The organism is Halolamina salina (assembly GCF_054653455.1).
Window position 1 is genome coordinate 520,399 of sequence record NZ_BAAIGE010000002.1, and the last position, 26,008, is coordinate 546,406.

Below are 26,008 nucleotides of genomic sequence, written 5' to 3' on the forward strand. Positions count from 1 at the left end.
CGGGCGCGCCCGAACCCTCAGTCGTCCGCGGCCACAGGCGCGACCGAGTCGATTGCCGCGTCCGGGACGGTGCCGTCCTCGTTCCAGCCGCGGGCCTCGTAGTACTCCTGGACGGCCTCGGCCAGATCCGGAATCTCGTAGGGCAGGTCGTCGTCGTCGACGCCCTTGCCGCGCTTGTTGTTGAAGTGGCGCTCGCGCTCGATCGTCTCGGCGCCGAGCGACTGGAGCCGCTCGTAGTCGACGCCGAGTAGCTGTTCGAGCCGTTCGTCGGTCATGTAGTCGCCGCCGAAGGCGCAGATCACCGCGGAGTCGCGGACGACGTTGTGGTTCTCCAGTCCGACGAGCGTCTCGGCCTTGCCGAGCGTCCCCTCGGGATCGACCTCGCCGGAGTACTCCAGCCCGAGCATCCCGCCGTACATGTGGTCGGCGCCGCGGTTCGCGACCGCGTAGGAGAGCCCCTGTCCGTGGAGCGTGCGGCCGTCGTGGGCCGCGAACTCCATCCCCTTCACGGTGTAGTTGTCGACGCCCAGTTCCTCGTGGGCGCGGGCGGTCCCCTCTGCGAGCAGGTCGCCGATCCCCTCGCGGTGGGCGATCTTCTCCAGGGTCTCGTGGGCCAACTCCGCGTCGCCGAAGGCGTCCTCGCTTTTGAGGTAGGCGGCGACGGTGACGCCCGCGGAGATGGTGTCCATCCCGAGTTCGTCACAGAGCTCGTTCGAGATCATCACGTCGACGATGTCGCCGACGCCCTGACAGGTGCCGAAGGAGTACACCGTCTCGAACTCCGGCCCCTCCGTCTCGACGCCGCGCTCCTCGTCCCGCGTGGGGAGCTTGCAGGCGTAGGCACACTGCGAGCAGGCGCCCTTCTTGTACTTCTTCTCCTCGACGGCGTTGCCGCCGATGCTCTCGATGCTCTCGAACTCGTAGTCGTCGAAGTACCGCGTCGGGATCGAGAAGTTGTCGTTGATGAACTCCGTGTTGCCGGTGGTCCCCTGCCGGCGCATCAGGTCGTCGCTGGTGGCGGCCTCGCGGTGGACGTCCATCGCCGGCGGGTCCGGGATCTCGATGTCGGGCGTCGAGTCACCCTCGAAGGTGACGCACTTGACGTTCTTGCTGCCGAGCACGGCGCCGATGCCGCCGCGGCCGAACGCCCGGGAGTCGAACGTCATCACCGACGCGAACCGGACGAGGTTCTCGCCGGCGGGGCCGATCGTGATACAGTTCTCGGGGCCGAGATCGTGGTGGCTCTCCATGTACGCGGAGACGCGGCTGGTCTCGGCGCCCTCGAGTTCGGGCACCTCCTCGAACTCGACTTCCGGTCCGTCGGGACCGTCGGTGACGTGGATCGCGAGCAGCTCGTCGCTCTCGCCGGCCAGTTCGAGCACGGAGAGCCCCGCGCCGGCGAAGTTCCGCGAGAGGTAGCCGCCGGCGTTGGTGGAGACGAGGCCGTCGGTCAGCGGCGAGAGCCCCGTCATGTTCATCCGGCCGGTGAAGGAAGTCCGGCTCATCTGCATCGGCCCCGTCGAGAGGTACGCCCGGTTCTCCGGGCCGAACGGGTCGGCGTCGAACGGTATCCGATCGTGGGCCAGCGCGGTCGCCGTCGCGCGCCCGCCGATGGTTCGTTCGAGCACGCTGTCGATGTCGACGGTGTCGGCGCTGCGCTCCCCCACGTCGACGGTGAGCATCGGCCCCTCTGCGTGAAGCATACACACGACATGGGATCGGCCGACCTTATTCCTATCTCTCGGCGGGAGCGTTGCCGGTCGTCGACGCCCGATCGCCTCGCGCGCGTGCGAAACCGTTCGAAACCACTAAGGTCGGAGCGGAGCGAATGCCCACTATCAAGGTCGCCGATGATACCTGATGCTACAGCCGCATCCGTGCTCCAGAGCGGGCTGGTCCCCGACGGGACACGGGTGCAAGTGTTCAACGAGATCTACTGGGTGTTCCTCGTACTCGGGACCCTGGTGGGAGCCGTCGTTATCGGCTACATGTTGTACAATGCGTACAAATACAGCTACGAGGGCGGCAGCGACGAGAAGGACCGCCCGAAGCTGGGTGAGGTCCCGACCGGCGGGGGGAAGGGGAAGAAGCTGTTCCTCTCGCTGAGCCTGAGCGCGATCATCGTCATCTCGCTCATCGCGTGGACCTACGGGACGCTGCTGTTCGTCGAGGGGCAGGCCGGCGATCAGGGCGTCGACGTCGAGGTCGAGGGGTACCAGTTCGGCTGGAACTTCCACTACCTTGAGGACGACGGGAGCTACGCGGGGGTGAACACCTCCGGGACGCTCCGCGTTCCGGTCGACAGGCAGGTCAACTTACGGGTGACCTCGTCGGACGTGTTCCACAACTTCGGGATTCCGGAGCTTCGGGTGAAGTCCGACGCGATCCCCGGCGAGACCACGGAGACGTGGTTCGAGGCCTCCGAGACGGGGACGTACTCGGCCCACTGTTACGAGCTGTGTGGGCAGGGTCACTCCTACATGGACGCGGAAGTGATCGTGATGCCGCAGGACGAGTACCAGGACTGGTACGCGTCCCAGACCGCGTCCGCGAACAACCAGTCGGCGAGCAACGAGTCCGCCGCCAGCGTCGCGGCGGCGGGGGTGTAACGCATGACAGACGACACACAACCACGAACTGACGGCGGCACGGCACTGCCGGGTGACAGCCACGACGACGGCCACCTCCCGCCGCGGTGGTCGCTGAAGCGCTGGCTCGTCACGACCAACCACAAGGACGTCGGCATCCTCTACATCGCGACGGCGATGTTCTTCCTCATCTTCGGCGGGGTGCTCGCGCTGCTGATCCGCTCCCAGATGTGGTCGCCGCGAGCGCCGGGCGAGGGGATCCTCTCGGCGATGGCGTACAATCAGGCCGTCTCGCTACACGGCCTGATAATGGTGTTCTGGTTCATCTCGCCGTTCGCGACCGGGTTCGCGAACTACGTCGTGCCGCTGCAGATCGGCGCGGAGGACCTGGCGTTCCCGCGGCTGAACGCGCTCTCCTACTGGCTCTACCTGGCCTCGGGCATCCTGGTGTTCGCGTCGTTCTTCCAGGGCGCCTCCTACGCGGGCGGGTGGACGCTGTACGCGCCGCTGAACATCCCGGCGTTCATGCCGAGCATCGGGGCGACGACGACGGTGTTGGCGATCGTGGTGTTCTGTGCCTCGGTCACGGTCGGTGGGGTGAACTTCATCACCACCATCCACCGCATGCGGGCGCCCGGCCTGACGATGCGCTCGCTGCCGCTTTTCACCTGGTCGTGGCTGCTGACGGTCTGGATGATGCTGCTCGCCTTCGCGGCGCTGCTGGCGGCGGCGATGATCCTGCTGTCGGACCGCATGCTCGGGACGACGTACTTCGCGGCGACGACCGCGGGCGGGTCCGTGCTGTGGACCCACCTGTTCTGGTTCTTCGGCCACCCCGAGGTGTACATCGTGTTCTTCCCGGCGCTGGGCGCGATGGCGGAGATCTTCCAGACGTTCTCGGGTAACCGGATCGTCGGCCGGAAGTGGTTCATCGTCTCGATGGTGCTGGTGGCGCTGCAGAGCTTCATCGTCTGGATGCACCACATGTTCCTCACCTCGATCAACCTCGAGGTGAAGACGCTGTTCATGGCGACCACCATCGGGATCTCGCTGCCGTTCGACCTGATGGTGTTCGCGCTGATCTACACCCTCATCAAGGGGCGGATCAGGTGGGACACGCCGATGCTGTACGCCTTCGGTGCGCTGGTGCTGTTCATCGTCGGCGGGATCACCGGCGTGTTCCTCGGCGCGGTCGTGCTCGACTACGAGTTCCGCGGCACCTACTGGGTCGTCGCCCACTTCCACTACGTGATGGTCTCGGGGGTGACGGGCCTGATCGCGGCGCTGTTCTACTGGTTCCCGAAGATAACCGGGAAGACGTACGACGAGTTCCTCGGCAAGGTGAGCTTCGCGGTGTACTTCACCGGGTTCAACCTGCTGTACTTCCCGCTGTTCCTCGCGTGGGGGACGCCCCGGCGCGTGTTCGCCTACCGGCCGGAGTACGTCCCGTGGCACCGCCTCGCCTCGGTCGGCGCGGTGGTCCTCGGGGTCGGGTTCCTGCTGATCATCTACAACCTCGCGAAGAGCATCGTCGCGGGCGACGACGCCGCGGCGAACCCGTGGCCGTACTCGACGACGGCGGAGTGGGCAGTCTCCTCCCCGCCGCCGATGGAGAACTTCCCCGGCACGCCGTCGTACGCCAGCGGCTCGCTCGAGTTCCTGCGTGACGACGAACCGGCGGGCGCGGCCGCCGCCGACGGCGGTACGACCGCGACCGACGGCGGCCACGCGGCCGCACTCGAGTCGGCACACGACGACGGCGGGCACGTCGACCACGCCAGCCACTGGCCGTTCGCGATCGGCCTGTTCACGGTGATCACGGCGATCGGCTTCTCCGGCCTCCAGACCGGGAGCTTCCCCGCCGGCCTCGAAGGGACGTTCTACGCCGCGTCCTCGGTGCTCGGCGTGCTCGGCCTGATCGGCTCGGTCTCGTTCATGGGCTACGAGAACTTCACCGCCCACGAGGGCGGCTTCGGCGAGACGTGGCCGTTCGGCGGGGTCGAGAACACGAAGATGGGGATGTGGGTGTTCCTGGCCTCCGACGTGGTGCTGTTCGGGGCGTTCATCGGTGCCGCCATCTTCCTGCGTGTGGCCTACGGCTGGACGCACTGGCACCCGGTGCCGCACAACCCCATCCCGGGCTTGGTCAACACGTACCTGCTGTTGACCAGTTCGTTCACGGTGATCCTCTCGCTGGTCGCCGCCCAGAAGCGCAGTCGGAAGGGCGTCGTCGCAAGCCTCGTCGTGACGTTCCTGCTCGGGCTGGCGTTCCTCGTGAACAAGGCGATCGAGTGGGTCGTCCTGTTCCAGGGGACCGAGGAGTACGCGCCGATCGCGCTCGACTCCAGCGTGCGCGCCTCGACGTACTTCCTGACGACGGGCCTGCACATGGGCCACGTCATCGCGGGGCTGCTCGTCACGGCCTACCTGATCTGGCGTGCCTGGAACGGCGCGTACGTCAACGGCGACGACGAACCCCTGGAGTACTTCGGGCTGTACTGGCACTTCGTGGACATCGTGTGGCTGTTCCTGTTCCCGATGTTCTACATCGTCTAGACCAATGGCACGAACAAAACTCTACACCGGCATCTACGTGGCACTGTTCGTCATCGCGACGATGCAGGTCGGCGTCGAGCAGATCGGCCTGCTCGAGAACAGCTACCTGCTCGCGCTCGGCCTGATCACCGCCCTCTCGCTGATCAAGGCGGTGATGGTCGCGGGCTACTTCCAGCATCTCGTCTGGGAGCCCCGCTCGGTGACGTACGTGATGCTGCTGGGCTTCGTCGGCTTCCTGGCGCTCACGGTCGCGGCGTCGTACTCGATCCAGTAAGGCGCCGTCGCGGTCGCGACTTTTTCGAAGTACAGTGTGGTAACGCTCCTCTACCCGCCGGAACCGTTATTCCGGGTCCTGACAACAAGGGGACATGGAGTTCGCAGTCATCTCCGACAGTCACGTCCCCGAACGCGAAGCGGCCCTCCCCTCGCAGTTCCGCGAACGCGTCGCGGCCGCGGACCACACGATCCACGCCGGTGACTTCGAGACGGCCGACGTGCTCGACGACGTGCGCGACCTCGCCGCCGAACTCACGGCCGTTCACGGCAACGTCGACCCCGAGGACCTCGGCCTCCCCGCGGTGGCGGCAGTCACGTTCGAGGGCGTCACGTTCGTCGTCACCCACGGCACGATCAACCCCGTCGCTGCGGCCGTCGACGCGGCGAGCGTGGATACGGAGATGGAGGTAGGCGAGGAAGGCGAGATCACGTCGTTCGAGGCACGGCTGGAGAGCGACGCCGGACTCGTCCTCGGCGGCGAGCAGTGGGCCGACGCCGTCGCGGACACGGCCCGAGCGCGCGGCCGGACCGAGCCGGGCGAGACGGTCGTCGGTATCGGCGGCCACACCCACGTCGTCGAGGACACCGTCCACGAGGGTGTACGCGTGCTCAATCCGGGATCGGTGACCGGCGCCGACCCCGCCGAGCGGGCGACGATGATGACCGTCACGGCCGAGGACGGCGAGGTCGACGTGACGCTCCACGAGGCCTGACGCCCCGTTTCAGGTCCAGACGAACGTGTAGCTGTAGAGGAACACGAAGGAGATCAGCGTCAGCACCGCGAGCACCTTGATGTGGAACTTGAACAGCTCGTCGCTCTCCAGATCGTCGGCCGCGGCGTAGCGCTCGGCCTCGTCCTCGGTCAGCGCGTCGGCGTGCTCCTCGCCGAGGTGGAGCGCGTGGAGGTGCTCGGTGGCGAACGGGCGGCCGCAGTACGGACAGCGCTCGGCGTCGTCGTCGACCGCGAACGCTGCCTCGGCTCGATCTGTGGTGGATTGGTCGCTCATGGTCAGATGAAGGGTGCGTCGATGGTCGGCTGGGCGAGCAGCCACAGCCCCGTGATCGTGTACAGCACCATCACGACCACGTAGGGGTACTGGCTCCGGATCGGCTGGAGCCGGCCGGTGAACAGGTCGAACGCCCGGGCGTGGGCGGCCCACACCGCGAGCAGGTGGCCCGACAGCACCGCGACCGGGCCGACCCAGCTGATCCACCCCGGCAGCCCGAGCACCGGCGGCGCGAACGGCGGCGACAGCGGGCTCAGAGTGACGACGATCGACGCCGGGAGCTGGGTCAGGAAGTACGGGAAGTAGTGGCCGAAGTGATAGCCCGCGGCGATGGGCACCAGCGCGGGCGCGAACGCGGCGGCGATCCGCGGCGCCGAGCGGTACGTCTTCCCGCTGATCCGCACGCGCTTGGAAGCGCCCCAGTAGACGCCGAAGAACAGCGCGTAGCCGCCGAGCATCGCCCCGAAGTACGCCAGCTCCGCGGGCACGCCCGCCCGGACGACCGGCGCCGCGATCGACTGCCAGCCCGGGGTCGCGACGAACCCGTCGAACGTCGTCACCCACAGCAGCGCGATCACGAAGCCGATCTCGCTGGCGACCGTCGTCGCGTCGGCGTCCGTCTCGGCCAGCGCCGCGCCGGGCGCGGCCAGTTCGAGACCGTCGTCGGTGCGCTGGATCGGCGCGACGCGGCCGTACAGCTCGAACACGCCCGATATCGGGTCTATCTGTTTTCGCCACGTCTCGTGGCCGAGCAGCGCACTCCCGGCTACGGTCGCGACGATGTACGCCCCGACGACGACGGTCAGCTGTGTCGGGTTCGACGCCACCGCGGTGACGACCTCCAGCCAGACGAGCAGCAGCAGCCCGGCGACCGCGGGCCAGCGCCCGACCCAGTCGGGTAGCGAGACCGCGCCGTCGCCGGAAAGCGGCGCCGCGAGGCGGCCGAACGGGTCGAGCGCCGGCCAGCTGTTCCCGACGAGGTAGGTGCTGGCGGTGAACCCCGCCCACCAGACGACCCAGACCAGCAGCACCGCGAAGTTCCGCGCAGCCTCGGGCGGGCCGAACACGCCCGTCGCGACGACGCCGGCGAGACCGAGCAGGCCGACCACGCCGCCGACAGGCCCACCCCACCGGCGGATCGCTGCGCCGCCGGGGATCGACACGCGGCGGTCGTGGTAGGACTCGAGCAGGTCGCGGTCGGTGACGAAGCTGGTGAGCAGGAAGGAGACGGCGACGACGCCGCCGCCGGTCATCAGGAACAGCCACGTCGGCGTGTCGACGTTGCCCGAAGTGATCCCCGGGCCGCCGTGGGCGCGGGCCGGCGCCGCGAACAGCGTCACCGACAGCAGCACCGCGAGCCAGCGCGTTCCCGTGCCGGCCACGGCCGATCGGACGGACGCTGCGAGTCGGCGGGCGTCGTCCCGGTGACGGGCCGACACCGAGCGCTGGCGGTGTGTACTCACGTCTCTCCGGAACTCGGGTCGGGAGCTACAGGAACGTTTCGCAACCGGCTCAGGCGCCGGTCAGCAGGTTCACCGTGATCACGAGCACGACCAGCAGGCCCAGCACCCACGAGCCGGCCATCACGGCCGCCGCGCGTCGGTACCCACGCGACTTCGCGGCCGCGTAGGTGCCGAAGAAGAGGTAGAAGACGAACGCCGCGGCCAGCGCGACGCCGACCGCCGCGCCGCCGACGGCGACGATCGATCCGGAGAAGGAGTCCCCGCTCACGAACAGCGTCGCGCCGCCGCCGACCGCGAGCGCCGCGACGATGAACGCCAGCGTCCACGCCGACTCGCTGCCGGCGAGGGAGCTCCAGACCGACTGATCGTGCTGCAGCCCCGGCGTGTACTTTTTCCAGCCCCGACCTACCGTCGCCGCCACGACGGCGACGAGGAGGACTGCCATCAGCGCCGCACTCACGAGGTAGATCGTCGATGCCATGGTACGCTCCGTTAGCGAAGAATGGCCACGGCGAGGGTATAAAGATTCGTTTCCTCCGTCGGGACGGTCGTCCGTACCCCTGCGAGTACGGAGGTTCGTCGACAGAGAGTACCGCTGTTAGACGGTTAGCGTCGAGAGAAATGCTCCGGCTGGGATTCGAACCCAGGTCATCACCGTGAGAGGGTGATATGATTGGCCGGACTACACCACCAGAGCGCTTCGCATCCAACTGTATTCGGGTAGAACGTAAAACCGTTGCGTTTCCTCGCCGCCGTGTGGCGGATTCGCAGGTCACGAGGGGGCGTCGACGCCCTACTGGAGCCGCTCGCCGCCGAGGTACACCCGCTCGGGCGACTGCCACGCCTGCACGTCCTCGAGCGGGTTCTCGGGCAGCACCAGCAGGTCCGCGCGGTACCCCTTCTCGACCAGTCCCGTGTCGTCGAGGCCGAGCAGGTCGGCGGCGTTGATCGTCGCGGCCTCCAGCGCGCCGCGCTCGTCGAGGCCGTACTCGACCATGTACGCGAGCTCGTGGGCGACGTCGGCGTGCTCGTTGAACGGCGTGCCCGCGTCGGTCCCCATCGCGATCGGCACGCCGGCGTCGAGCGCGTACTCCCACGCGGCGGCCATCCGCTCGGCGGCGTCCTGTCCCTTCTCGACGGCTTGCTTCGGGATGCCGGCGTCGCTGTTCTCGACGATTCCCTTCAGCGCCGACAGCGTCGGCACCCAGTAGGTGTCGCGGTCGGCCATCAGCTCGGCGGCTTCCTCGTCCATGAACGTCCCGTGCTCGACGCTGTCGATCCCTGCGCGCACGGCGTTTTTGATCCCCTGCGTGCCGTGACAGTGGGCCGCCGTGGGTCGGCCGGCGGTGTGGGCGGTGTCGACGAGCGCCTTCAGCTCCTCGGGCGTGAGCTCGGGCGCGCCGGTCTGAGCGCCCGTCGTCAGCACGCCGCCGGTGGCCATGCACTTGATCACGTCGGCGCCGGCCTTGAGCTGTTCGCGGACCGCCTTCCGGACTTCGTCGGGACCGTCGGCCTCGCGACCGAACCAGTGGCCGTGGCCGCCGGTCATGACGACGTTCTGTCCCGCGGCCTGCACGCGTGGGCCGAGGAGGGTGTCGTTCGCGACCGCCTCGCGGGCGTCGATGGCGACCGTCGCCGGCGCACCGAGATCCCGGGTCGCGACGACGCCGGCCTCGGCTTGATTCCGGAGGGTCTCGGCGGCGCGGTAGGCAAGTGTCGCCTCGCTGTCGCCCTGTACGCTCTCGGCGTCGGGGCGGGCGTCCATCATCAGGTGGACGTGGCTGTCGATCATCCCCGGCACGACGAACTGTCCCGACACGTCGACGCGCTCGTCGGGCTGTTCGTCGCTCGCGTCGCCGACGACGGCGACGCTGCCGTCGTCGATCAGTACGTCGGCCGCCCGCGCGCCCTCGGCGTCGACTACCGTGCCGCCTTCGAGTAGCTGCATGGCTGTCGGTGGTGGCGCCCACTACCTAAAGCGTCGGGTGGCGGCGAGAAGCGGTCCGCGGCGGGAGATCGGGGGTGCGTTACTCCTCGGAGTCGTCGTCGGACTCGTCCTCGAGCGCGCCGAGCAGTTCGGCGATCTCCTCGGTCTCGTACGTCTCGTAGCCGTCGTCGATCGTGATCGAGACGACCGAGAGCGAATCGGCTTCGATCTCCTCCTCGTGCTCGCGCAGGCTGCGGAGCACGAGGTTAAGCCCCTCGTCGAGGCTGAGGTCGTCGGACCAGCCGTCCTCGAGCACGCCCTGGATCTCCTCGCGGCCGCCGCCGATGATGGTGGCCTTCCACTCGTGGGGCGTCCCCGAGGGGTCGGCGCTGAACAGGCGCGGGGTGCCCTTCTCGCCCTCGACGCCGCCCTCGATCCCGCCGATCAGGAGCGCGGCGCCGTACGGCCGGGTCCCACCCATCTGGGTGTTCTCCTGGATGTGGTCGGTGATGTACTTGGTGAGCGTCTCGACGCCGATCGCCTCGCCGTAGCGCAGATGGTTGCTCTGGGCCATCTGGCGGGCGAAGTCGATCAGCTGGCGCGCGTCGGCCACGTGGCCGGCGGAGGCGCCGCCGATGTGGTCGTCGAGCTTGTGGATCTTCTCGATGCTCTCGGACTCCATCAGCTCCGAGCTCGCTTGGGCCTGTGCGGCGAGAACGACGCCCTCCTCCGTCCGAACGCCCACGCTGGGTGCGCCGCGCGAGACGGCCTCGCGGGCGTACTCCACCTGGTAGATGCGGCCGTCCGGGGAGAACAGCGACGTCCCGCGGTCGTAGGCCTGCTGGTCGTTTCCTCTCATCGGGAACCCTCCGCCGCAGAGACGGCTTCGCTGTCGGTCATCGACTATTGGTACGCCCCCCCGACTGAAAAACCCTGCCTAAGCGGGATTTTACAACCCCTATCGCTGCTGGCGATCTGGGGTCGCCGCATGAGGCGGTGCGGGCAGCCGAGGCCGCCCCGGTCGGTTCGAGGATTTATGCCGTTCTGGTCCCCCGGCGTCCGTATGGCCCGCGCCACCGTCTGTCTCACCGTCGACTTCGACGCCGTCTCGCCGTGGCTCCACGCCGGCGAGTTCGGCGACTCGCCCGTCCAGCGCTCCCGCGGCCGCTTCGGCGCCGAGGTGGGCGCGCCGCGGCTGCTCGACCTGTTCGACCGCCTCGACGTGCCGGCGACGTGGTTCGTCCCGGGGCACACGATCGACTCCTTCCCCGAGCCCTGCGAGCGCGTCGTCGACGCCGGCCACGAGATCGGCCACCACGGCTGGAGTCACACGCCGCCCGGCGAGTACGAGAGCCGCGAGGCCGAACGCGCCGACGTGGCCCGCGGGATCGAGAGCATCGAGTCCCTCACTGGCTCCCCGCCCGCGGGCTACCGCTCGCCCTCGTGGGACTTCTCGCCATACACGGTGTCGATCCTCCGGGAGTTCGGCTTCGAGTACTCCTCCAGCGGGATGGCCCGGGAGTTCGAACCGTACGAACTGACCGACGAGCACGCGCCCGTCGACGAGCCGTACGAGGTCGGCGAGCCGGTGGGGATCACTGAGGTCCCCGTGTCGTGGCAGCGCGACGACTACCCCGCGCTGGCGTTCTCGGGCAACCGCGCGTTCGCCGACGAGGCCGCGGTGTTCGACCACTGGCGCCGGCAGTTCGACTGGATGTACGAGCAGTACGAGGGGACGCGATCCGGCGAGGGCGGAGTGTACGTCCTCACGCTCCACCCGCAGGTCAGCGGCCGCAGCCCCCGGCCGTCGATGCTCCGGGAGCTGATCGAACATATGGCTGCCAAGCCCGGCGTCGAGTTCGCGACGGTCGGCGAAGTCGTCTGATCCCCGTCCCGAAACTGTTTGGCCCCTCGCGGCCCCACCTCGTTCCATGTCCGAACTCACTGCCGCCCTCGACGCCGAGGGGCTGGTCTGCGTCGTCGGCGCCGGCGGCAAGAAGACCACCATGTACGCGCTGGCGGCCGAGAGCGACCGCGCGGTCGTTACCGCCACCGTCCGCATCCCCATCTTCGACCCCCACGTCGCCCGCGTCGAAGTGACCGAGGACCCGCTCGCGACGCTTGTCACCGCCGACGACTGGCCGCTCGGTCTCGTCCCCGAACGGGAGTTCGAGGACCGCTACCGCGGCTACGAGCCCGACACGGTCGACGAGATCGGGGCGGCCCACGACGGGCCGGTCCTCGTCAAGGCCGACGGCGCCCGGATGCGCGACTTCAAGGCGCCCGGCGCGAACGAGCCACGAATCCCGGAGCAGGCCGACACCGTGATCCCGGTCGCCAGCGCCCACGTCGTCGGCGAACCGCTCTCCGAGGAGCTGGTCCACCGCCCGGAACGCGTCGCCGCCGTTGCAGGAATCGAAGTCGGCGACGAGATCACCCCCGAGGTCGTGGGGCGAGTGCTCGCGAGCCCCGACGGCGGCCTCCGGGGCGTTCCGCCCGGCGCGACGGCGATCCCGCTGGTGAACAAAGTCGACGACGAGGGAGACCTCGAAGCGGCCCGCGAGATCGCCGACGCGGTGCTCGAACACGCCGACCGATCGATCGTCCCGCGGGTCGTGCTCGCGCGGATGGTCGACGCCGAGGTTCGCGAAATCGTCGAGTAGCTACTCCAGTCGCGCGGCGGCCTCGTCGAACTCCGCCTTCGTGTTGATGTTCTCGAACGTCGTGAGATCGGTCACGGCCTCCAGTTCGGCCTCGCTCACGACCGCGTAGGTCAGGTCCTCCAGCGGCGCGAGGATCTTCCGGTCGCCCCGCTCCAGCGCGGCGTCGCAGGCGTCGGCCATCGCGTCGGGCCGGTACACCGCCTGCGTCGTCTGGTACCAGCCGTCGCCGAGCCGCGGCACCGCGCCGTCGAACGGCGGCGTTCCTTCGTCGTCGGCGTCTGCTGGCGGTTCGATCTCGCCGCTCGCGCGGTCGAACAGGTAGCTGATCGCGTCGGGGTCGACGAAGGGCATGTCGCAGGCGACGACGGCGGTGTACTCGCCCGTCGCGGCCCGGCAGCCGTTGCGGATCCCCGCCATCGGCCCCTGATCCGTCTCGGGATCGAGCGCGAAGTTGGTGGGCTGTTCGTAGCCCGAGAGCGCGTCTTCGATCGCCGCGCGCTGGTCGTCCCGGCAGTTCACGACCACCTCGTCGACGACGGGTTCGAGTCGATCCGCGACGCGGCGGATCATCGGTGTGCCGGCCAGCGGCGCGGTCGCCTTGTCCTCGTCGCCGAAGCGAGTCGATCGCCCGCCGGCGATGATCACGGCCGAGTGCATACCCGTGGCTGGGCGCCGTCGCGGAATGTGGCTTGCGGTCCGGTCAGCCGTCGTACTCGCGTTCGATTACCGTCTCGCCGCTCTCGTTCCGGACGATCACGGTGTCGCCGCCGTTGTTCCAGACCGGGCTGCCCTGCCCCCAGTAGTAGGCACCGTCGCCGTCCTCGCCGCTGCCGGTGTGGAGCGTGATCGTCCCGTTCGGCGGGATTTCGGCGCCTTCCGGGAAGGTGTAGACGTGCCCCGCTTCGTCCCGAACCGTCCACCCCGCGAGGTCGAGCGTCTCGTTGCCGGCGTTGCCGAACGTGACGTACTCGCCGTTGAGGTTCTCCCGGTCGTCGCCCGCGGCGTCGGCGTTGATCTCGCTGATCCACAGCGGCGGGCCGCCGTCGGCGATCGGGATGGGCGTCTCTGTCGCCGTCTGCGGGTCGTCGGTGGCGCAGGCCCCCCAGATCCCGGCGTCGGTCCCGCGTGCGATCCCCTCGGCGGTGCCGTAGCGCTCGCGGTACTGGAAGTTCGAACTGTCGTACCGGCGGGCCAGCCCCCGCGTGAGCAGGCCGTAGTTGAACGAGTCGCCGTCGACGTGGACGTACGCGAGCAGCCGGCCGTAGTACCCCCGCCGGGGCTCGTTCTCGTCGAAGGAGAGCGTCACCGTCTCGCCGATCAGCTCGTCTTTCGCGTGCTGGCTGGCGCGCTCGCCCCACTCGCGGAGGCAGTTCCGGCCCGCCTCGGTCTCGGGGACGCCGGGGAACTCCGCGGGGTCGGTCTCGGCGTGGACCTCCGGCGTGTCGACGCCGAGCAAGCGAACCGTGTCCTCGCTGCCGTTGAGGTAGCGCACGTCGATCGTGTCGCCGTCGACGACGTCGATCACCTCGACCTCTACGCCGTCGGGCTTGGGCGTCGCCGATGGCGGCGCGTCGATCGCGGTCGACGGCGTGGCCGGCGTGGCCGTCTCGGTCGCCATCCGTCCCTCGCTGTCGGTCCCGACGGGGGCGCCGCCACAGCCGGCGAGAACGAGGAGCAGACAGAGCGCGACTGTCCGGGCGCCGGAGTACATCACCGGCGCTACGGCGAGTAGCGGGAAAAGGCGTTGGCTACGGTGCGAGGCGGTTCTTCCGGTTCTTCATGTTCTCCTCGTAGTAGTCGAACGTCACCGGACACCACTCCGCGGCGTAGTCGAGCACCTGCTCGGTCAGCCCGCGGATCTCCCACTGGGCGTCCGCGGCGGCGCGCATGTCGGCGACGTGCATCAGCGTCCGGGCGTTCATGCTCATCACGACGTTGACCTCGGTGCCGATCGGCAGCACGAACCGGGCGTCCTCGGGCGGCATCCCCAGCTCCAGCAGGCGCTGGTACTCCTCGACGGACCGCTGAACCGAGTCGCGGAACACCTGCTCGCGTTCCTCGACGGTTACCTCGTCGACGGTACCGCTCTGCTGATTGCGGCCGATCCAGTCGGGATCGGTCGCGGAGGGCGGTGTGACGACCATCTCACCGTCGCCCACGTCCTCGGGGTCCACGTCGTCGAACGCGACGTAGCGCATGCTCTGGACGTCGAAGGAGACGTGGCGGTGGCGGGTGAGTTGGGCCATGCACGATCGGGACATCCCCTCGATCGCGAACGTGGCCTGCGGGTGCTCGAACGGCCCGAAGTGGCCGTGGCTCAGTAGGTGGCCGATCAGCGTCTCCTTCTTCGCCTCGAGGTCGTCGCCGTCGACGGTCTCCATCGTCTCCTCGAACGTCTGGTCGCCGACGAACGCCGACGCGTAGTCGTTGCGTGCGGCCCGACAGATTACCTCCTCCGGGTCCTCCGTGGCCTCCAGCAGTTCGACCTCCATGTTACTACGTCCGCGGGACCGGCGCGGCATAACTCTATCCGAGTGGGTTCGGGACCCAGCCCCTTGGCTCGGAACGAATCGCTTTAGTGGCTCTCCGGGGAATCCAACCGTATGGCAATCAAGCCGAAGTACGTCAAACAGCTGGGGACGATCCTGCTCGAGAAGTACCCCGAGTCGTTCAACCAGAACTTCGAAACGAACAAGGAGAGCGTCTCCGCGCTCACGAACGTCGAGTCCAAGGAGGTCCGCAACCGCATCGCGGGCTACATCACGCGGAAGGAAGCCGGCGCCGCCGCGCAGGAAGCCGAAGCGTAGTTCTCCGCTAGTAGCTGTACTCGTCGGCGGTCAGCTGGACGTATCGGTTCCGGTTCCGGAACTTGACGAGCTTGTACTCCGCGAGCAGCTTCGCCCCGCGTAGCCCCGCCTTGGGACTCCAAGAGAGCATCTCGTTTGCGCCCTCCTCGGCCAGCATCTCCTCGCCCACGCGGAACACCTTGTCCCACTGATCCGGCCCCCACCCGCGGACCAGCTCCGCGAGCGAGACGTTCCGCAGCACCTCGTCGCCGATGGCGTCGCGCCACTCGTGGTTGTAGTGGCCCAGCCGATCCTGTGCGGCGAGCCGGCCGGCGATCGCGCCCGTCCGGACCGCGAGGTGGTCGCCGCCCTCGTGGAACGCCGACGTGGTCCCCATCGCGCCGCCACAGACCGCGATCCCGGCGTCGACGGGCGACTCGATCGGCCGCGTCGAGGAGATCGGGTACGTCTCGGTGCCGCGGCTCTTGCCCGCGTCCTCGACTCTCGGGAAGTCCTCGAGGTCGTACTCGTCGCCGTACTCGCGTTCGAGCAGGCGCTCGATGTAGGTGGCGCCCTGCGGGATGCTGTCGTCCTCGGGGCGCAGCAGGTCGTACTTCTCGCGCTCCTCGACCTCGTCGATGTCCATCCCGATCGGCATCGTCAGCCCGACCCGGCAGACCCGGTCCTGGTTCGGGAAGATCCACGGGTAGGCGGTGTGGCCGGGCATCAGCCCCCACCAGAACACGATGGCGTCTTTCACCTCCTCGTAGATCTCCTCGGGGAACTTCCGGTACTCCTGGTAGGCGATGTGGTTGGCCGTCGGCGGCGAGAGCACCTCCGAGCCGCGCCGCTCCGGGAGGTAGTCGTCGAGCACGCCCATCGTGACGGTGCGCTGGGGACCGTCACACAGCAGGAGGTAGTCGGCGCCGACCTCCTCGCCGTTCGCGAGCGCGATCGTGTGCCGCGGGTGGTCGTGTGCCTCCGTCAGGACGCCCTTCACCGACGCGTCGGTGCGGTAGTGGGCGCCCGCCTCCTCCGCGCGCGAACGCAGGAAGTCGTCGAAGCGCGCCCGGTGGAAGGTGTAGCCGAACTCGTCGTACGACGACTCGATCCCGGTCGAGCGGAGGTTACAGGCGGTGTTCGGCCCGCGGAACTCCGCGCGGTCGAGCACGTTCTGCACTACCCCGTCGGGCATCTCGTCGGGGTGGATGCCCATGATGTCGACCCAGTAGTCGAGGATGCCGGCGGCGTCGGTGGAGTCGGGACCCAGCCCCGAGCGGTCCTCACGCGGGACTCCCTTCTCCAGCACCACCGCGTCGGCGCCGTGTTCGGCCGCGGCGTGGGCGGCCGCGGTGCCGGCCGGCCCCCCGCCGACGATGGCGACGTCTACGCGTTCCATGACTGGATAGGTGCGTACTCGCCGCGTTAAAGGTACTGACTTTCCCCGTCGGCGTCGTCCGGTAGTTCGTTCTCGTCGGGAATCTGTTGAAACCCCCAGTAGCCAATAGATCCGTCAATCTACTCGTTATGTACAGGGAGTACACTTATCGGATGTACGTACTGAACGACGACGAATGCAGTTGCTTAGTCTCCTAGATGAATTGCGAGCTATCGGCAGGACAGGGTTGAACTTCGCGGATAATCCATACGATGAGGAGCGCTACGAACGGATTCTCGAACTCGTCAGCCAGTACTACGGTAAAACTGTAGGCGTCCCTTCGGAAGAAATCCGGGAAGATATGGCGGCAGAGATGGGGCAAGTCACTCCAAAAGTCGGCGTCGACGCCATTCTATTCGACGAAGAGGGGCAGATATTACTCATGAAACGCCCGGAAAGCGGACTTTGGTGCTTACCGGGTGGAGCAATGGAAATACACGAGTCCCCTGAAGAGGCCGTCGTCCGTGAAGCTCACGAGGAGACAGGCCTCAGTATTCGGCCTGAAACATTGTTGGGAGCGTACCGACTCGAACCGAACTCGGTGCATCCGTATACGACGATTCTACTCCCGTATCTCTGCACCGTCACTGACGGGACGCTTCAACTCTCGCACGAGGGTGAAGCCCTTCAGTATTGGGAGGTTGAAGAGGTCCCTGACTGGTTCCCAAAACACGAGGAGATCGCTCTCGAAGCCCGCAAGCAACGGGACGACGATTGATACGCAACCCAACTTACTGGCTGTTTTCCACAAATGATTTCGAACTAATCGGATTCAACAGGGACCTCCCGGACAATAACTCTGCCAATCACATGAACATCCGGTCGGCGAACGCCTCCTCCTTCTCGGCGGCGGCCTCGTAGCGTTCGGCGAGTTCCTCGTAGTAGCGCCGGATCTCGTCGGCAAAGGCCTGCAGCGGCTCGGTGTTCACGTCGAGGTCGTACAGCTCGTCGACCGTCTCGATCAGCCTGATCGCGGCCTCCATGTCGGGCGTCTGGTCGTGGACGGGCGTGCGGAACACCCCGACTGCGAGCGGCGAGTCGATCCCCTGCTCGACCAGCGCGCCCGTCACGCCGTCGAGGTAGCCCCGCGACATCGGCTCGATCTCCGCGTCGGCGAGCCGTCGCTCGCGGTAGTCGTCGGTCGCGACGTAGTACGTCCGGTGGTCGTCGGGGCCGTGCTGCATCGGCACCGCGTCGACGACGACAACCTCCTCGACGCCGTGGCGCTCGGTCCAGGAGAGGATCTCCTCGCCGAACGGCCCGCTCAGCTCCGGCGGGACGAACAGCTCGTTCTTCAGCAGCGTCAGCTCCAGGTCCGGCCGGGAGAACAGCCGCGTGTGGTGGGTGGGCTGCCCGTTCTCGAAGGGGGTGATGCTCGGCATCCCCTCGGCCGAGACGTGGCCCGTCTCCGTGAGTTCGAGTTGGTCGATCAGGAAGTCGACGGCGGTCAATCCGGCGAGCCCGTAGCTCGCGAACCCACAGAGCAGCGTCTCCTTGGGTTCCTCGGTCCCTTCGACGGCGAACTGGCTCGTCGGTCGGGCGCTGTCGTTCATGCGTACCGGGTCGCCGGGAGCGGCCTTAGTTCCCCGGTCGGTCCCAGTCGGCGTACTCCTCGATCCGGGTCATCGCCTCGCGCTCGCGGGCGCCGCCGGCACGCTCGACCACGCCCGCGAGGAAGTCGAGGCGTTCCCGGAGGTCGGCGTCGTCGAACCCCGCGACGCCCAGCCGCGAGGCCGCGACCGTCGCCTCGACCACCGCGCCGAAGCCGCGGTTGATCGTCGTCGGGTCTTCGCGGACGACCTCGCTCTCGCCGGGCGTGAGTTCCCATTCGCGGATCGTCGTCCCCGCTTCCGTCCAACTGTCGACGAGCGTCGCGTCCACCTCGACCCACGCGTCCGCGCTGGGCAGCACCGGCTCCGACGCCTCGCGGATCGAGAGCGCGGCGTCGACGAACGGCCGCGGGTCGGCCACGAACTGCACCACCCCGCCGCCGCGGCGCTCGAAGTTCCGGCGCGTTCGCGTGTTCCCGTACGTCCGTGCGGTCACCGGATCGCCGGCGTGGAGGCCGAGCGCCGCGAGGTTCCACAGGCCGTTCGGTCCCATCGTCGCGATCACGGACTCGGTCACGCCCCGGAGCGGGACCGGCCAGCCGTCGGGCGCGTCGTTCTCGGGAGTCCAGTCCCCGTCGCCCGTTGGCTCGCCCCCGTCGCTCATACCGTCAGCCCCCGTTCGAGCGCGACGAACAGCGCCGCGGCGACGCGGTCCGCGGTCGTCCCGGGATTGATCCCCTCCTCGACAAACGCTTCGGCTAACTCCTCGGCCGGATCGAGCGATTCCCCCCGTTCAACCTCGGCCAGTGCCGTCTCGGCGCGCTCGCGGACCTCCTGTGCAGTCTCCTCGCCGTGGTTGGTCCAGACGAGTGTGTCCGGCTCCGCCGCCAACTGCCGGAGGAAACAGCGCGCCGCCCGGTTGAGGACGGGACCGTCGTCGGCAAGGATCGATTCGGCGGCGTCGAACGTCCGCGGGAACCCCTCGATCCACTCCGCGGCGTTCGTGTCGGGCACGCCGTCGTCGGGGTCGGCGGAGAGTTCCATCACGTCCCAGAGCGTTATTTCCCGCTCCCGGAGCGCGGGCGCGGCGTCGCTCCCGCGCCGGGCGTCCAACTCGGCGGCGCCCTCGGGCGGGTCGCCGACGGCCACGTCGACGTGCTCGAACGCGCGGTAGAAGTCCACGGCGTCCTCGACGGTCGTCGCCCGGCAGCGATCGCGAACCGCCTCGCGACTCAGTTCCCCGTCCGCGGCGGCGCTCACCAGTGGCGTCAACAGCAGCAGACACCCGAACTGGGTGTTGCCGCCGGACTGCCGGCTCATCCCCGCGACGGCGTGGTCGAACGCCTCGCCGATCGGCGCGCCCTCGGCGGCCAGCCGCAGCCCCGCGGCGCTGCCGACGCTGCCGGCGAGGAACTGCTCGAAGCGCAGGTCGCCGAGATCGCGTCGGCGGTCGACGTTCCCCGGCTTGGGGGTGCCGGCCACCTCCAGCAGCAGTGCGAGTTCGGCGTTCTCTGCGGGGGTTCGGGCGCTGTCGCTCACGGCTCCACCCCCGGCGGCTCTCGGTCGGCGCTCCACGCGGCTACCGCGTCCGCCACGCGATCGAGCACCGCGGGGTCGTCGCTCGGCCGGCCGACGCTGACCGCGTCGGCGCCGTGATCGAAGTACTCCCGGACGCTCTCCCGCCCCCGGACGCCGTTGTTCGCGATCAGGAACAGGTCGGTCGCGTCGGCGACCTCGGCGACCACCGCCTCGCTGTCCATCGCGTCGACGTGGATCGCGTCCGCGCCCGCGGCCTCGATCCGCCGAGCCACGGCCGCGAGGTCCACGCCGTCGAGTTCGGCCCGGACTTTCACACTCACGTCGGCGCCCGACGCGGCGGCCGCCGCGACCAGCGCTTCGAGCCGGTCTGGCTCCCGGAGCAGCGTCTCGCCCGCGCCGGCCGTACAGAGTTCGTCCTGCCGGCAGTGGGCGTTGATCTCCACGACTGCGTCGTGGTCGGATGCCACCTCGGCGACTTCCCGAACCGGCTCGACCGTCGTGGACCGGACGTTGATCCCCGGCCGTACGTCGACGCCGGAAAGAGCCGCGAGTTCGTCGTCGACGAACGCGATTGGATCGTCGGGGAGGAACTCCGAGCGGTCGCGGTCGGCGACCATCGCCCGAGCGGCCTCCCGGGTCGGCTCGTCGAGGCAGACCCCACCGAGGACCGCCGCGCCGGCCCACGCAGCCCCGTCTCGGGCCCACTCGGCGTCGGCCTCGCCGGAGAGTGACGCCAGCGCCAGTCGCGGTTCGAACATCACGGCTTCCCCCCGAGTGCGGGCAGTTCACTCGTGTCGATGTCGTCGCCGTCCAGTTCGGCGGGATCGTCGACCGCGAGGCCGAGATCGTCCGGGTCCGCGCCCACGGCCGCCAAGGCGAGCGCGCAGGCCCGGGCGACGCGCTCGGCGTCCGCGGGACCGTCGATCTCCGTGTCGGTGCGGACGACCGGGCGATCGAGGTCGGTGCCGTCCGCCTCGTCGAACACGAACGCGTCCGCGAAGCCGTACGTCTCGGCGACGCCGGCCGTCGACGGCTCGCGGCCGGTGCCGGCCATGAGGTCCGCGACGGGGCCGGAGAACGCCTCGTCCTCGCAGAACGGCGAGACGGCGACGACCGGCGTTTCCCCGAGCGCGGCATCGACGCCCGCGAGTGACCGGATCGGGCCGACGGACGTGACGGGGTTGGAGGGACCGATCACGACGGGATCGGCCAGCGCGGCCTCGACTTCGGGCGTCGGCTCGGCCGTCTCCGCGCCGCGGAACTCTACGCCCTCGACGCGCGGGCCGGCCCGGTTCGCGACCCAGTACTCCTGAAAGTGCATCTCGCCGTCGGGCGTGTGGACGATCGTCGCGACGGGATCGTCGCTCATCGGCAGGAGGTCGATCTCGAGGTCGAACGCGTCGGCGAGCGTGCGGGTGGCCTCGGTCAGCGAGTGCCCCTCGTCGAGCAGCGAGGTCCGGGTGATGTGGACCGCGCGGTCGCGGTCGCCGATCGTCATGAACTCCGCGATCCCGGAGAAGCGCCGCCAGCGAGCGATCTCCCGGCCGGCGGTCTGGGCGTCGTCGTCGAGGTAGCGCGGCCCCTCCTCGAGACCGGCCGCGTCGGCGAGCCGGAACAGTTCGGCGTTCGTCTCGTGGCTGTCGCCGTCGATCCCCCACCACGTCTCGCGGTCGAGCACGCCGCCGCCGTCGAACAGCACCGTGTCGAGGTCCGGGCAGACCAGCAGCCCGCCGAGTTCCACGTCGTCGCCGGTGTTGCCGACGACGGTGACGGAATCGCGGGCGAAGACGGGCTCGTCGCCCGAGAGCAGCTTGGGGGTGCCGGTCCCCCCGGCGAGGAACGTGACCATACGCGGCGTTTCGGGGGCGCGGGGTTGAAGCTTCCTCTCCCGACGGCGCACCGGGGCGACTTTGAGGCTCGCCCACGGGGGTCCGGTATGAACGCGATCAAGGACTCCGTCCACGACTGGATCACCCTCTCCCCGGTCGCGACGGACCTGCTCGACACGCCGGCGTTCCAGCGGCTCCGGCACATCAAGCAGCTCTCGACGATCCGGCTCGTCTACCCCTCGGCCTCCCACACGCGCTTCGAGCACTCGCTCGGGGTGTACCACCTCGCCGAACAGGCCCTGTCGCATCTGCGCGTCGACGGCGAGCGCGCGGACCACGTCCGCGCCGCGGCGCTGCTGCACGACGTCGGCCACGGTCCCTACGGTCACCAGACCGAGGAGGTGATCATGCGCCGCGCGGGCCGCCACCACGACGAGATCGGCGACGTGATCGAGGACACCGGGATCGCCGACGTGCTCCGGCAACACGACCTCTCGCCGTCCCGCGTGGCCGCGCTGGTCCGCGGCGAGGGCGAACTCGGCCAGCTCGTTTCGGGGGAACTGGACGTGGACCGGATGGACTACCTCGTTCGGGACGCCCACCACACCGGCGTCCCCTACGGCTCGATCGACCACGGGCGGCTGGTGCGGTCGCTGCGCTACCGCGACGGCGAACTGGTGCTCGCGGAGGGGAACGTCCGGACCGCGGAGTCGCTGCTGCTCGCCCGCGGGCTGATGAACGGGATCGTCTACCGCCACCACGTCTCCCGGATCGCGGGCTCGATGCTCGAACGCGCCGCCGATCGCCTGCTCGACGGCGAGAACGACGTGGGAATCGAGGAGTTCGCACGGATGGCCGACCACGACCTGCTGGTCGCGCTGGGCGAGCACGTCCCCGACCTCGGCGACCGGATCGAGCGCCGGGACCTCTACAAGCGGACGGTGTGGGCAGACCTCTCCGACACGCCCGCACACCTCCTCGAACTCGAACACGAGGACGAGCGTGCCGCCGAACGGGACATCGCGGAGCGCGCGGGCGTCGACGAGTCCGAGGTAATCGTCGACGTGCCCCGTCGGCCGTCGATGAAGGAGTCGAACGCCCGGGTCGTCGTCGACGGCGTGGTTCAGCGACTGGAGGAGGCCTCGGGGCTGGTCACCGCGATCCGACAGGCACAGCGCGACGGCTGGCGGCTGGGCGTGTACGCGCCCGAGCAGGAGCGGGAGGAAGTGGCTTCGGCTGCGGTGGACGTTCTGGGGCTACCTGACCGAGTGCGACGCTGACCGCTATCGGCGCCGCTCGACGGGTAGAACGGGCGGCTCGGGAGAATCCATCGTCACACGGGGCTCGGTGGGGGTAACCCTCGTCACTGCCGCCCGGCGGGACGTTCGCTCCGGATCTGTATCAGTCGTTCGCTATTTGTCCAACTCTAACCACGGCACCTCGATCAGCGGCGGGATGTGGGTCTCGATGTGGTGCTCCCAGACGCCCTCCTCGCCGAACGCCTCGCCGTGGTCGGCCGTCACCACAACGTCGCCGTCGAGTTCGTCGACGAACTCGGCGATGTCCTCGAGTACGATCCGGAGGTTCTCCTCGTACAGCCCGAGCGCGGCCTCCTGCGTGCCGTTTTTCATCACGTCCGCGGGATCGAGTTCGAGCCAGAGTCCGGCCTTCTGGGCCAGTTCGCTGCCGTCGAGCACGCTCTCGACGTTGGTCCGGAGCCGGTCGCTCATCGACGCGAGCGTGCCGCCGTCGGCCTCGGCGTCGCCGTTCTCGGCCTCCTCCTGTTTGCGGATCCCCTTCTGGATCTGCTTGAGCTTCTGGCCCTTCCCGCGGGAGAGGTAGGGCGCGTGGGGCTGCATGTAGTGCAGGACCGTGCGTTCGGCGGCGTCGACGGCGTCGCGGTTGTTCCGGAACGCCTCGGTGATTCCCTCGGGTGGGACCGTGCCTAGATCGTCGTCCCAGCCGGTCTTCCACACGTCGAACACCTCGGAGATGTGGTCGGAGGCGGTCCACTCGTAGTCGCAGCTCGCCCCCCACTTCAGCTCGTTCAGCGGGATCCCGAGGTCGTTGATGAACGGATTCCCGGAGAAGTAGGCGATGTCGTGGTGGCCCGTGAAGTTGCGGTACGCCCACTCCGGCGTCGAGGATCCGGCGCTGCGTCGCTTCTCCAGTCGCCCGTCCAGATACTCGTCGTAGATCTCGCTGAACACGTCGTAGCGGCACGCGTCGAGCACCAGGCAGTAGTCCCATTCGGACTCGAGGAAATCCTGATCCCGCATCAATTACGGGGGGGTTCTCAGTCGTTCTACGTATTCCTGTTGTTTTGATGCCCCTCCAACGTGTCGCTCGCCCCTTCGGCACGACTTTTGTGTGCCGGCCCGGAGTGGCGGGTATGGAGCTGTTCGCCGTCCCCGACCTCCCGGAGATACGGGCGGGCGACGATCTGGCCGCGATGATCGCCGAACGGGTCGACCTCCGCCCCGACGACGTGGTCTGTGTCGCCTCGACCGTCGTCTCGAAGGCCGAGGGCCGCACTGCCGACCTCGAGGAGTTCCCCGCCGGCCCGCGGGCCAAAGAAATCGCCCGGAACTTAGAGGAGATCTCCGGTGACGAGAAGGACCCGCGGTTCGCGCAGGCCGTGCTCGAGAACAGCACCGACGTGGTGATGGAGGAGCCGTTCATCCTCACCGAGGCGCCGTTCGGCCACGTCAGCGTCAACGCGGGCATCGACCGCTCGAACGTCCCGGATCACGACCTGCTTCTGTTGCCCGAGCGCCCGAGCCAGTCGGCCGAGCGCATCCACGAGAACCTCCCCGAATCGCCGCCCGTGATCGTCACCGACACCTCCGGCCGGTCGTTCCGACACGGCCAGCGCGCCGTCGCGATCGGCTGGGCGGGGATGCCCGCCTCGCGAGACTGGCGCGGCGAGACCGACCGCGACGGCCACGAACTACAGGTGACCGTCCAGAGCGTCGTCGACGAACTCGCCGGCGCGGCCAACCTCGTCTCCGGCGAGGGCGACGGCGGGAACCCCGTCGTCGTCGTCCGAGACTGGGACTTCGGCGATCACGACGGCAGCGACAACATGTTCCGCGAGATGCGCAGGGATTTCGTCCGCCAAGCGCTGCGGGACTGGGAGTACGAGCCATGAGCAAGCCGATCCGCCGCGGGATCGAGCTCACGCCCGAACACCCGATCTCCCGACTCGCGGATCTCGGCGCGTCGGCCGAGGCGGCGGGGTTCGACGCCGCGTTCGTCTCCTCGCACTACAACAACCGCGACCCGTTTCAGTCGCTCACGGCGATCGCCGAGCGGACCGACTCGATCCGGCTCGGCCCGGGCGTCGCCAACCCTCACGAGAGCCACCCCGTCGCGCTCGCGTCCCGGATGGCCACCCTCGACGAGCACTCGGGCGGCCGCGGCGTGTTCGGGATCGGCCCGGGCGATCCCTCGACGCTGCGGAACCTCGGCGTCGACGGCGACGACCGCGGTCTGCGCTCGGTGCTGGAGGCGTTCAAGGTCGCAAAGCGGCTCTGGAACGGCGAGCGCATCGACCACGAGGGGACGTTCGTCGCCGACGACGCCGGCCTGAACTACGAGCCGTCCGGCGAAATCCCCGTCTACGTCGGCGGCGAGGGACCGCACATGTGCCGGATGGCCGCGAAACACGCCGAGGGACTGCTGTTCAACGGCTCCCACCCGCGGGACCTCTCGTGGGCAGCCGACCGCGTCGCGGAGGGGCTGGGGGAGCGCCCGGACCACCGCGGCGAGTTCGACTTCCTCGCGTACGCCAGCGTGAGCGTCGCGGCCGACCGCGAGGCGGCCCGCGAGGCCGCACGGCCGCCCGTGGCGTTCATCGCCGCCGGCGCGCCCGAGCCGGTGCTCGCACGGCACGACATCGATCCCGAGCGCGCCGCGGCGGTGGGCGAGAAGATCAGCGAGGGGGCGTTCGTCGAGGCGTTCGATCGGGTCTCACCCGCGATGATCGACGCCTTCGCCGCCGCGGGTACCGTCGAGGAGGTGGCCGATCGACTGGCGGCGGTGTTAGAGCACGCCGACGGGGTGGTGTGTGGGTCGCCGCTGGGGCCGGATCTCGACGCGGCGGTCGAACTGGCGAGTAAGGCGCTCGAACGGGCGGAGAAGCGGGACTGACCGACGATTACCGCGTCGAACTCGCGCCCAGCAGGTCGAGCAGGCCGCCGAACGCGAGGTAGCCCAGCGCGCCGCTGGCGGCGATCACGAACAGCGCGCCCACGGCGGCGGAGACGGCCGACAGCGGGTCCTGCGTCACGACGCCCTCGAACAGCCGGCCCATCTCGGGCAGGTCGGTGACGATCCGGGTCACGAACTCCTGCAGCGTAGCCATAGGTCGACGTTGTATCGGGG

28 protein-coding genes and 1 tRNA gene are annotated in these 26,008 nt (G+C 68.9%); 11 read left to right on the top strand and 18 right to left on the bottom strand.

The genetic code is table 11. The features are described 5' to 3' along the window. Positions 1 to 17: 17 nt before the first annotated feature. Positions 18 to 1,703, bottom strand: a complete 1,686-nt coding sequence (locus ACYQZ5_RS03285) for an aldehyde ferredoxin oxidoreductase C-terminal domain-containing protein (RefSeq protein ID WP_379731364.1) — start codon at positions 1,701 to 1,703, stop codon at positions 18 to 20. Between the two features lie 147 nt (positions 1,704 to 1,850). Between ACYQZ5_RS03285 and coxB the strand changes: the two genes are divergently transcribed. The 4 genes from coxB (at position 1,851) to ACYQZ5_RS03305 (ending at position 6,133) form a co-directional block, all read left to right on the top strand. Further along, positions 1,851 to 2,609: a cytochrome c oxidase subunit II gene (coxB, locus tag ACYQZ5_RS03290; protein WP_379731363.1), complete on the top strand. Its 759-nt coding sequence runs from the start codon at positions 1,851 to 1,853 to the stop codon at positions 2,607 to 2,609. Positions 2,610 to 2,612: 3 nt separating this feature from the next. Beyond that, entirely contained in the window at positions 2,613 to 5,144 is a 2,532-nt protein-coding gene (locus ACYQZ5_RS03295) for a cbb3-type cytochrome c oxidase subunit I (RefSeq protein ID WP_459845145.1), read from the top strand. A gap of 4 nt (positions 5,145 to 5,148) precedes the next feature. Continuing rightward, positions 5,149 to 5,418, top strand: coding sequence for a cytochrome C oxidase subunit IV family protein (locus tag ACYQZ5_RS03300; protein WP_379732407.1), 270 nt, complete (start codon positions 5,149 to 5,151; stop codon positions 5,416 to 5,418). 94 nt (positions 5,419 to 5,512) lie between these two features. Next, complete coding sequence (locus tag ACYQZ5_RS03305) at positions 5,513 to 6,133, top strand: metallophosphoesterase family protein (RefSeq protein WP_379732408.1); 621 nt, start codon at positions 5,513 to 5,515, stop codon at positions 6,131 to 6,133. Positions 6,134 to 6,142: 9 nt separating this feature from the next. On the opposite strand, the gene ACYQZ5_RS03310 is transcribed toward ACYQZ5_RS03305, so the two are convergent. The 6 genes from ACYQZ5_RS03310 to ACYQZ5_RS03335 all read right to left on the bottom strand — a co-directional run bounded on the left by ACYQZ5_RS03310 (position 6,143) and on the right by ACYQZ5_RS03335 (position 10,676). Continuing rightward, the gene (locus ACYQZ5_RS03310; RefSeq protein ID WP_379732409.1) at positions 6,143 to 6,427 is read right to left on the bottom strand and encodes a DUF7410 domain-containing protein; all 285 of its coding nucleotides are present in this window, start codon (positions 6,425 to 6,427) and stop codon (positions 6,143 to 6,145) included. A gap of 2 nt (positions 6,428 to 6,429) precedes the next feature. Then, positions 6,430 to 7,890: a hypothetical protein gene (locus ACYQZ5_RS03315; RefSeq protein WP_379818791.1), complete on the bottom strand. Its 1,461-nt coding sequence runs from the start codon at positions 7,888 to 7,890 to the stop codon at positions 6,430 to 6,432. Positions 7,891 to 7,939: 49 nt separating this feature from the next. Continuing rightward, the gene (locus ACYQZ5_RS03320; RefSeq protein WP_459845150.1) at positions 7,940 to 8,371 is read right to left on the bottom strand and encodes a hypothetical protein; all 432 of its coding nucleotides are present in this window, start codon (positions 8,369 to 8,371) and stop codon (positions 7,940 to 7,942) included. A gap of 141 nt (positions 8,372 to 8,512) precedes the next feature. After that, positions 8,513 to 8,587: transfer RNA gene (locus ACYQZ5_RS03325), tRNA-Glu, on the bottom strand. 96 nt (positions 8,588 to 8,683) lie between these two features. Then, the gene (locus ACYQZ5_RS03330) at positions 8,684 to 9,838 is read right to left on the bottom strand and encodes a metal-dependent hydrolase family protein (RefSeq protein ID WP_379732134.1); all 1,155 of its coding nucleotides are present in this window, start codon (positions 9,836 to 9,838) and stop codon (positions 8,684 to 8,686) included. 79 nt (positions 9,839 to 9,917) lie between these two features. Beyond that, a complete protein-coding gene (locus tag ACYQZ5_RS03335; RefSeq protein ID WP_379732135.1) occupies positions 9,918 to 10,676 on the bottom strand; it encodes an archaeal proteasome endopeptidase complex subunit alpha in 759 nt (252 codons plus the stop codon). Positions 10,677 to 10,880: 204 nt separating this feature from the next. Between ACYQZ5_RS03335 and ACYQZ5_RS03340 the strand changes: the two genes are divergently transcribed. Together ACYQZ5_RS03340 and yqeC are read left to right on the top strand one after the other, a co-directional pair. Then, the gene (locus ACYQZ5_RS03340) at positions 10,881 to 11,702 is read left to right on the top strand and encodes a polysaccharide deacetylase family protein (RefSeq protein ID WP_459845152.1); all 822 of its coding nucleotides are present in this window, start codon (positions 10,881 to 10,883) and stop codon (positions 11,700 to 11,702) included. Between the two features lie 46 nt (positions 11,703 to 11,748). Continuing rightward, entirely contained in the window at positions 11,749 to 12,480 is a 732-nt protein-coding gene (yqeC, locus tag ACYQZ5_RS03345) for a selenium cofactor biosynthesis protein YqeC (protein ID WP_379731303.1), read from the top strand. Here yqeC and ACYQZ5_RS03350 read toward each other — a convergent pair whose 3' ends face one another. From ACYQZ5_RS03350 to thyX, 3 genes are read right to left on the bottom strand one after another with little or no spacing between them, the layout of a single operon-like run. After that, on the bottom strand, positions 12,481 to 13,137 hold the full coding sequence (locus tag ACYQZ5_RS03350; protein ID WP_379731302.1) for a molybdenum cofactor guanylyltransferase: 657 nt from the start codon (positions 13,135 to 13,137) through the stop codon (positions 12,481 to 12,483). A gap of 43 nt (positions 13,138 to 13,180) precedes the next feature. Further along, positions 13,181 to 14,194 (bottom strand): lamin tail domain-containing protein, encoded by a 1,014-nt coding sequence (locus ACYQZ5_RS03355; RefSeq protein ID WP_379731301.1) that lies wholly within the window; start codon positions 14,192 to 14,194, stop codon positions 13,181 to 13,183. Between the two features lie 34 nt (positions 14,195 to 14,228). After that, a complete protein-coding gene (gene thyX / locus ACYQZ5_RS03360) occupies positions 14,229 to 14,972 on the bottom strand; it encodes an FAD-dependent thymidylate synthase (protein ID WP_379731300.1) in 744 nt (247 codons plus the stop codon). A 111-nt stretch (positions 14,973 to 15,083) separates the two neighbouring features. Between thyX and ACYQZ5_RS03365 the strand changes: the two genes are divergently transcribed. Further along, positions 15,084 to 15,287, top strand: coding sequence for a 30S ribosomal protein S17e (locus ACYQZ5_RS03365; RefSeq protein WP_379731298.1), 204 nt, complete (start codon positions 15,084 to 15,086; stop codon positions 15,285 to 15,287). A gap of 7 nt (positions 15,288 to 15,294) precedes the next feature. On the opposite strand, the gene ACYQZ5_RS03370 is transcribed toward ACYQZ5_RS03365, so the two are convergent. Beyond that, positions 15,295 to 16,665: an NAD(P)/FAD-dependent oxidoreductase gene (locus ACYQZ5_RS03370; protein WP_379731297.1), complete on the bottom strand. Its 1,371-nt coding sequence runs from the start codon at positions 16,663 to 16,665 to the stop codon at positions 15,295 to 15,297. Between the two features lie 175 nt (positions 16,666 to 16,840). Here ACYQZ5_RS03370 and ACYQZ5_RS03375 point away from each other — a divergent pair, with 175 nt between their 5' ends. Continuing rightward, complete coding sequence (locus ACYQZ5_RS03375) at positions 16,841 to 17,422, top strand: NUDIX hydrolase N-terminal domain-containing protein (protein ID WP_379731296.1); 582 nt, start codon at positions 16,841 to 16,843, stop codon at positions 17,420 to 17,422. Between the two features lie 88 nt (positions 17,423 to 17,510). On the opposite strand, the gene ACYQZ5_RS03380 is transcribed toward ACYQZ5_RS03375, so the two are convergent. The 5 genes from ACYQZ5_RS03380 to cofD are packed head-to-tail and all read right to left on the bottom strand — an operon-like array spanning position 17,511 to position 21,642. Then, positions 17,511 to 18,257: a proteasome assembly chaperone family protein gene (locus ACYQZ5_RS03380; RefSeq protein ID WP_379731295.1), complete on the bottom strand. Its 747-nt coding sequence runs from the start codon at positions 18,255 to 18,257 to the stop codon at positions 17,511 to 17,513. A gap of 25 nt (positions 18,258 to 18,282) precedes the next feature. Beyond that, positions 18,283 to 18,918, bottom strand: a complete 636-nt coding sequence (locus ACYQZ5_RS03385; RefSeq protein WP_379818795.1) for a DUF447 domain-containing protein — start codon at positions 18,916 to 18,918, stop codon at positions 18,283 to 18,285. Beyond that, positions 18,915 to 19,793: a triphosphoribosyl-dephospho-CoA synthase gene (locus ACYQZ5_RS03390; RefSeq protein WP_459845158.1), complete on the bottom strand. Its 879-nt coding sequence runs from the start codon at positions 19,791 to 19,793 to the stop codon at positions 18,915 to 18,917. The genes ACYQZ5_RS03385 and ACYQZ5_RS03390 overlap by 4 nt, the downstream gene beginning before the upstream one ends. Further along, positions 19,790 to 20,551, bottom strand: a complete 762-nt coding sequence (locus ACYQZ5_RS03395) for a tRNA-dihydrouridine synthase (RefSeq protein ID WP_459845160.1) — start codon at positions 20,549 to 20,551, stop codon at positions 19,790 to 19,792. Before ACYQZ5_RS03395 ends, ACYQZ5_RS03390 begins: the two co-directional genes overlap by 4 nt. Beyond that, entirely contained in the window at positions 20,551 to 21,642 is a 1,092-nt protein-coding gene (cofD, locus tag ACYQZ5_RS03400) for a 2-phospho-L-lactate transferase (RefSeq protein ID WP_459845162.1), read from the bottom strand. The genes ACYQZ5_RS03395 and cofD overlap by 1 nt, the downstream gene beginning before the upstream one ends. Positions 21,643 to 21,729: 87 nt before the next feature. On the opposite strand from cofD, the gene ACYQZ5_RS03405 reads away from it, so the two are divergent. Further along, positions 21,730 to 22,902 (top strand): HD domain-containing protein, encoded by a 1,173-nt coding sequence (locus tag ACYQZ5_RS03405; protein ID WP_379731864.1) that lies wholly within the window; start codon positions 21,730 to 21,732, stop codon positions 22,900 to 22,902. A gap of 132 nt (positions 22,903 to 23,034) precedes the next feature. Here ACYQZ5_RS03405 and ACYQZ5_RS03410 read toward each other — a convergent pair whose 3' ends face one another. Then, positions 23,035 to 23,901: an alkaline phosphatase family protein gene (locus ACYQZ5_RS03410; protein ID WP_379731863.1), complete on the bottom strand. Its 867-nt coding sequence runs from the start codon at positions 23,899 to 23,901 to the stop codon at positions 23,035 to 23,037. 113 nt (positions 23,902 to 24,014) lie between these two features. Between ACYQZ5_RS03410 and ACYQZ5_RS03415 the strand changes: the two genes are divergently transcribed. Both ACYQZ5_RS03415 and ACYQZ5_RS03420 read left to right on the top strand, forming a co-directional pair. Beyond that, positions 24,015 to 24,773, top strand: a complete 759-nt coding sequence (locus tag ACYQZ5_RS03415) for a coenzyme F420-0:L-glutamate ligase (protein ID WP_379731862.1) — start codon at positions 24,015 to 24,017, stop codon at positions 24,771 to 24,773. Next, positions 24,770 to 25,774 carry a 5,10-methylenetetrahydromethanopterin reductase gene (locus ACYQZ5_RS03420; RefSeq protein WP_379818203.1) on the top strand — a complete coding sequence of 335 codons (1,005 nt, stop codon included), beginning with the start codon at positions 24,770 to 24,772 and terminating at the stop codon, positions 25,772 to 25,774. Before ACYQZ5_RS03415 ends, ACYQZ5_RS03420 begins: the two co-directional genes overlap by 4 nt. Positions 25,775 to 25,781: 7 nt before the next feature. Here the strand turns inward: ACYQZ5_RS03420 and ACYQZ5_RS03425 are convergent, their stop codons facing one another. After that, positions 25,782 to 25,988: a DUF8024 family protein gene (locus tag ACYQZ5_RS03425; RefSeq protein ID WP_379818202.1), complete on the bottom strand. Its 207-nt coding sequence runs from the start codon at positions 25,986 to 25,988 to the stop codon at positions 25,782 to 25,784. Positions 25,989 to 26,008: the final 20 nt, after the last annotated feature.

Excerpts from the sequence above, each read along its gene's own strand:
- ACYQZ5_RS03285 (WP_379731364.1), bottom strand. The coding sequence starts at position 1,703 with ATGCTTCACGCAGAGGGGCCGATGCTCACCGTCGACGTGGGGGAGCGC.
- coxB (WP_379731363.1), top strand. The coding sequence starts at position 1,851 with ATGATACCTGATGCTACAGCCGCATCCGTGCTCCAGAGCGGGCTGGTC.
- ACYQZ5_RS03295 (WP_459845145.1), top strand. The coding sequence starts at position 2,613 with ATGACAGACGACACACAACCACGAACTGACGGCGGCACGGCACTGCCG.
- ACYQZ5_RS03300 (WP_379732407.1), top strand. The coding sequence starts at position 5,149 with ATGGCACGAACAAAACTCTACACCGGCATCTACGTGGCACTGTTCGTC.
- ACYQZ5_RS03305 (WP_379732408.1), top strand. The coding sequence starts at position 5,513 with ATGGAGTTCGCAGTCATCTCCGACAGTCACGTCCCCGAACGCGAAGCG.
- ACYQZ5_RS03310 (WP_379732409.1), bottom strand. The coding sequence starts at position 6,427 with ATGAGCGACCAATCCACCACAGATCGAGCCGAGGCAGCGTTCGCGGTC.
- ACYQZ5_RS03320 (WP_459845150.1), bottom strand. The coding sequence starts at position 8,371 with ATGGCATCGACGATCTACCTCGTGAGTGCGGCGCTGATGGCAGTCCTC.
- ACYQZ5_RS03330 (WP_379732134.1), bottom strand. The coding sequence starts at position 9,838 with ATGCAGCTACTCGAAGGCGGCACGGTAGTCGACGCCGAGGGCGCGCGG.
- ACYQZ5_RS03335 (WP_379732135.1), bottom strand. The coding sequence starts at position 10,676 with ATGAGAGGAAACGACCAGCAGGCCTACGACCGCGGGACGTCGCTGTTC.
- ACYQZ5_RS03340 (WP_459845152.1), top strand. The coding sequence starts at position 10,881 with ATGGCCCGCGCCACCGTCTGTCTCACCGTCGACTTCGACGCCGTCTCG.
- yqeC (WP_379731303.1), top strand. The coding sequence starts at position 11,749 with ATGTCCGAACTCACTGCCGCCCTCGACGCCGAGGGGCTGGTCTGCGTC.
- ACYQZ5_RS03350 (WP_379731302.1), bottom strand. The coding sequence starts at position 13,137 with ATGCACTCGGCCGTGATCATCGCCGGCGGGCGATCGACTCGCTTCGGC.
- thyX (WP_379731300.1), bottom strand. The coding sequence starts at position 14,972 with ATGGAGGTCGAACTGCTGGAGGCCACGGAGGACCCGGAGGAGGTAATC.
- ACYQZ5_RS03365 (WP_379731298.1), top strand. The coding sequence starts at position 15,084 with ATGGCAATCAAGCCGAAGTACGTCAAACAGCTGGGGACGATCCTGCTC.
- ACYQZ5_RS03370 (WP_379731297.1), bottom strand. The coding sequence starts at position 16,665 with ATGGAACGCGTAGACGTCGCCATCGTCGGCGGGGGGCCGGCCGGCACC.
- ACYQZ5_RS03375 (WP_379731296.1), top strand. The coding sequence starts at position 16,841 with ATGCAGTTGCTTAGTCTCCTAGATGAATTGCGAGCTATCGGCAGGACA.
- ACYQZ5_RS03380 (WP_379731295.1), bottom strand. The coding sequence starts at position 18,257 with ATGAACGACAGCGCCCGACCGACGAGCCAGTTCGCCGTCGAAGGGACC.
- ACYQZ5_RS03385 (WP_379818795.1), bottom strand. The coding sequence starts at position 18,918 with ATGAGCGACGGGGGCGAGCCAACGGGCGACGGGGACTGGACTCCCGAG.
- ACYQZ5_RS03395 (WP_459845160.1), bottom strand. The coding sequence starts at position 20,551 with ATGTTCGAACCGCGACTGGCGCTGGCGTCACTCTCCGGCGAGGCCGAC.
- cofD (WP_459845162.1), bottom strand. The coding sequence starts at position 21,642 with ATGGTCACGTTCCTCGCCGGGGGGACCGGCACCCCCAAGCTGCTCTCG.
- ACYQZ5_RS03405 (WP_379731864.1), top strand. The coding sequence starts at position 21,730 with ATGAACGCGATCAAGGACTCCGTCCACGACTGGATCACCCTCTCCCCG.
- ACYQZ5_RS03410 (WP_379731863.1), bottom strand. The coding sequence starts at position 23,901 with ATGCGGGATCAGGATTTCCTCGAGTCCGAATGGGACTACTGCCTGGTG.
- ACYQZ5_RS03415 (WP_379731862.1), top strand. The coding sequence starts at position 24,015 with ATGGAGCTGTTCGCCGTCCCCGACCTCCCGGAGATACGGGCGGGCGAC.
- ACYQZ5_RS03420 (WP_379818203.1), top strand. The coding sequence starts at position 24,770 with ATGAGCAAGCCGATCCGCCGCGGGATCGAGCTCACGCCCGAACACCCG.
- ACYQZ5_RS03425 (WP_379818202.1), bottom strand. The coding sequence starts at position 25,988 with ATGGCTACGCTGCAGGAGTTCGTGACCCGGATCGTCACCGACCTGCCC.